The following is a 3,844-nucleotide window of genomic DNA, read 5'->3' as shown; positions in this document are numbered from 1 at the left end:
CGAAGCCGCCCGGCCGGAGCACGCGCCGGGCGGCGCCGCGCATCGTGCGCGCGGGCGACGCGAACTCGCCCTGCCCGCCGACGAGGCCGATGACCGGGGGGACCAGCCGGGAGATCAGGCTGCGGCGCGTGCGCATCGGGATCGGCTCAGCTGGCCGGGCTGTACCACTTGGAGACCAGGTGGTCGGCCTCCACGCGGCGGATGGTGCCGGAGTGGGAGCGGAGCACGATGCTCGAGGTGCGGATCATGCCCCGGTGCCGGGTGACGCCCGCGACGAGCGCGCCGTCCGTGACGCCGGTGGCGACGAAGTACGCGTTGTCGCCCGTGACGAGGTCGTCCTGGTCGAGGATCCGGTCGAGGTCGTGGCCCGCGTCGATCGCGCGCTGCCGCTCGGCGTCGTCCTTCGGCGCGAGGCGCGAGAGGAGCACGCCGCCGAGCGCCTTGATCGCGCACGCCGTGATGATGCCCTCGGGGGTGCCGCCGATGCCCACGCACATGTCGATGCGGGAGTCGGGGCGGGCCGCGTTGATGCCGCCGGCGACGTCGCCGTCCAGCAGCAGGCGGGTGGAGGCGCCGGCCGCGCGGATCTGCGCGATGAGGTCCGCGTGCCGCGGCCGGTCGAGCACGGCGACCTGCATGTCCTCGACGGCGAGGCCCTTCGCGTCGGCCAGCGCGCGGATGTTGTCGCCGATGGGGCGGTCGAGGTCGACGACGCCGCGGCCCTCGGGGCCGGTGACGAGCTTGTCCATGTAGAAGACCGCCGACGGGTCGAACATGCTGCCGCGGTCGCTGACCGCGATGACGGACAGGGCGTTCATGCGGCCGGCGGCGGTGAGGCTCGTGCCGTCGATGGGATCCACCGCGATGTCGCACGCGGGGCCGAAGCCGTTGCCGACGTGCTCGCCGTTGAAGAGCATCGGCGCCTCGTCCTTCTCGCCCTCGCCGATGACGACGAGTCCGTCGAAGGCGACGGTGCCGAGGAACTTGCGCATCGCGTCCACCGCGGCGCCGTCTGCGGCGTTCTTGTCGCCCTTGCCGATGAAGGGGGCGGAGCGGATGGCCGCGGCCTCGGTGGCTCGGACGAGCTCCATCCCGAGGTTGCGATCCGGATTCGAGTAGTTCTCCTCGGTCATGTGGGGTCCTCCCGTAGAGACGTGCGCGGGCGGCTCCGTCGACTCCGCAGGTGCGTCCTCACGATCCTACGGCGGGCGTGCGGACCCTCCAGCTCCCGCTCGCGATGTACCGGACCATCACGTTGAGCGTGGCGACGAACGGCACCGCGAACAGCGCACCCGCGACGCCGCCGACGTACGAGCCCGCCGCGACGGCGAGCACGACGGCGAGCGGATGCACGTGCACGGCGCCGCCCATCACGAGCGGCTGCAGCACGTGCGACTCGAGCAGGTGCACGCCGATGACGGCCACGAGCATGATCACGGCCTGCAGCGGCCCCACGAACACGAGCGCGATGACCACCGCGAACGCGCCCGACACGATGGCGCCCACGACCGGGATGAACGACGCGAGGAACACGACGACCGCGATGGGGATGGCGAGCGGCAGGCCGAGCAGCCACGCCGCGATGCCGATGCCGACCGCGTTGCCGGCCGCCACGAAGATCTGCACGCGCGTGAAGGCGGACAGCGTGCCCCAGCCCGCGAGCCCGGCGCCGTCGATGGCGGGACGCGCGCGGCGCGGGAAGACGGAGACGACGAAGCGCCAGATGCCGCGGCCGTCGATGAGCACGATGACGATGGTGAAGAAGGCGAGGAGCGCGCCCGTGACGAGGTGGCCGACCCCGAGCCCCGCATCGAGCGCGCCGGTGAGCAGCGCCTCGCGGCTGTTCTCGAGGGCCGTGCCCGCGGAGGCGAGGAGCGCGTCGTAGTCGGACGGCACGACGTTGAACGGCGGCTGCGCGAGGAGGTCGCGCACGGACTCGAACCGGTCCATCGCCTCGCGCTGCAGGGTGGGGATGCCCGTGCGGATCTGCGTGACGACCAGCAGCAGGAGACCGGCGATGACGACCGCGGTCGCGAGCAGCGTCGCCGTGATGGCGACCCACGCGGGCCATCGCCGCTTCCGCAGCCCGGCGACCACCGGCTGCAGCAGGGCGCAGACGAGGAGTCCGATGAGGAACGGGATCACCACCTCCTTGAGCGCGATGAGGATCCACACGGCGGCCGCGACCGCCAGCCCGATGACGAGCAGGCGCCACGACCACTCGGCCGCGAGCAGGATGCCCGGGGTGACGCCGCGCTCGGCGGCGCGGTCGGCGTGGGGGGCGGGATCCGACGCAGCGGGGCTGGCCGGCGCTCCGGGGCTGGCCGGCGAGGGCTCGACGTCGTGGGACATGGCGGTGCTCCGATCTCGGTGCGCGGGAGGGGATCCCTCGGTCGGAGGGGAGCCCGGCGCCCATCATGGCGGTGGCCGACGGGTGCCGGTCCGCGGTTGTCCCGCGCGCGTGCGCACGAGGATCCTCCGCCCGCCTGTGAGGGGTGGACCGCCTCCGTCCGTCCCCAGCGGTACGGCGCGGCCTCCTCCTCATGTGAGAATGGTTCTCAGATAGGGGAGGTCGCCCGATGGATCCGCTCGTCGAGCACCCGCGCACGTCCGCGCCCGCCGCGCCGCCCGCCGCCGCGCCGCCCGCCGCCACGTCGGTCACCGCCGTCATCCGCCGCGCGCGGCGCCGGGGCCGGACCACGATCGGCGTGCTCGCGGTGCTCCTCGCCCTCGTCGCGCTCGGGGCGCTGGCGATCGGGCCCGTGCCGCTGTCGCCGGGCGACGTGGCGGGGATCCTCGGCGAGCGCCTGCTCGGCCTCCCCCGCGGCGGCTGGACCGACCAGGCCGCGCAGATCGTGATCGGCACCCGGGCGCCCCGCGTCGCCATGGCGGTCGTGGCGGGCGCCGTGCTCGCCGCGGCGGGCGCCGTGCTGCAGGCCCTCGTGCGCAACGCCCTCGCGGATCCGTACCTCCTCGGCCTCAACTCCGGCGCGTCCACGGGCGTCGCCTTCGTCGTGCTCGTCGCGGGCGGCGGCAGCGCGCTCCTCTTCTCCGGCGCCGCGCTCGCGGGGGCGATCGGCGCCGTGCTCCTCGTGACCCTGCTCGCGGGCACCGCCGACCGACGCGGGCCGCTGCGCCTCGTGCTCGCGGGCCTCGCGGTCGGGTACGCGCTCAACGCGGCGACGAGCTTCCTCGTCTTCTCGAGCGACTCCCCCGAGGCGGCGCGGTCGGTGCTGTTCTGGCTGCTCGGATCCCTGGCGAGCGTGCAGCCCGTCGCCCTCGCGGGCGCCGCGGTGGCGGCGGCGGTCGGGCTCACGGCCCTCGTCGTGGTCGCGCCGCTCGTGGACGCGCTCGCGTCCGGGGACGACTCCGCGCGCTCGGCCGGGCTCGACCCGGAGCGCGCGCGCATCGGGCTCATGGTCGGCGTGTCGGCGATGGTCGGCGTGATCGTCGCGGGCGTCGGCGGGGTCGGCTTCGTCGGCCTCGTGGTGCCGCACCTCGCGCGGCGGCTCGTCGGCGGTCGCCACCGGCTCGTGATCCCGACCGCCGCCCTCCTCGGCGCGATGCTGCTCGTCGCCGCCGACACGGTCGCGCGCACGGCCCTCGCCCCGCAGGAGGTGCCCGTCGGCGTCGTCACCGGGATCCTCGGCGCTCCCTTCCTCCTCGTCCTCCTCCGCCGCGGCGGGATCCGCGCGGCCTGAGCCGCCGGCCCACCGCCGTCACCTCTCCCCCTCCCTCCCCCGACCCAGGAAGCCCCATGACCAGATCCCCCGCGCTCCGGCGCCCGCTCGCCCTCGTCGCCGCCGCGACCCTCCTCGCCGGGCTCGCCGCCTGCGCGCCCGCG

3 protein-coding genes are annotated in these 3,844 nt (G+C 75.2%); 1 reads left to right on the top strand and 2 read right to left on the bottom strand.

The window, feature by feature from the left end:
* Positions 1-146: 146 nt before the first annotated feature.
* Both glpX and DZG00_RS13275 read right to left on the bottom strand, forming a co-directional pair.
* Complete coding sequence (gene glpX / locus DZG00_RS13280) at positions 147-1,133, bottom strand: class II fructose-bisphosphatase (RefSeq protein WP_086505783.1); 987 nt, start codon at positions 1,131-1,133, stop codon at positions 147-149.
* Between the two features lie 58 nt (positions 1,134-1,191).
* Positions 1,192-2,352, bottom strand: a complete 1,161-nt coding sequence (locus DZG00_RS13275) for an AI-2E family transporter (RefSeq protein WP_119383020.1) — start codon at positions 2,350-2,352, stop codon at positions 1,192-1,194.
* A 227-nt stretch (positions 2,353-2,579) separates the two neighbouring features.
* On the opposite strand from DZG00_RS13275, the gene DZG00_RS13270 reads away from it, so the two are divergent.
* Positions 2,580-3,701 (top strand): FecCD family ABC transporter permease, encoded by a 1,122-nt coding sequence (locus tag DZG00_RS13270; protein WP_119455714.1) that lies wholly within the window; start codon positions 2,580-2,582, stop codon positions 3,699-3,701.
* Positions 3,702-3,844: the final 143 nt, after the last annotated feature.

This window comes from Clavibacter lycopersici (assembly GCF_003576405.1).
Lineage (GTDB): Bacteria > Actinomycetota > Actinomycetes > Actinomycetales > Microbacteriaceae > Clavibacter > Clavibacter lycopersici.
Note: the sequence above shows the minus strand (reverse complement) of the source record. Positions and strands in the feature narration are given on the sequence as shown.

Bases quoted from the DNA above. Each gene is read 5' to 3' on its own strand.
- glpX (WP_086505783.1), bottom strand. From the start codon at position 1,133: ATGACCGAGGAGAACTACTCGAATCCGGATCGCAACCTCGGGATGGAG.
- DZG00_RS13270 (WP_119455714.1), top strand. From the start codon at position 2,580: ATGGATCCGCTCGTCGAGCACCCGCGCACGTCCGCGCCCGCCGCGCCG.
- DZG00_RS13275 (WP_119383020.1), bottom strand. From the start codon at position 2,352: ATGTCCCACGACGTCGAGCCCTCGCCGGCCAGCCCCGGAGCGCCGGCC.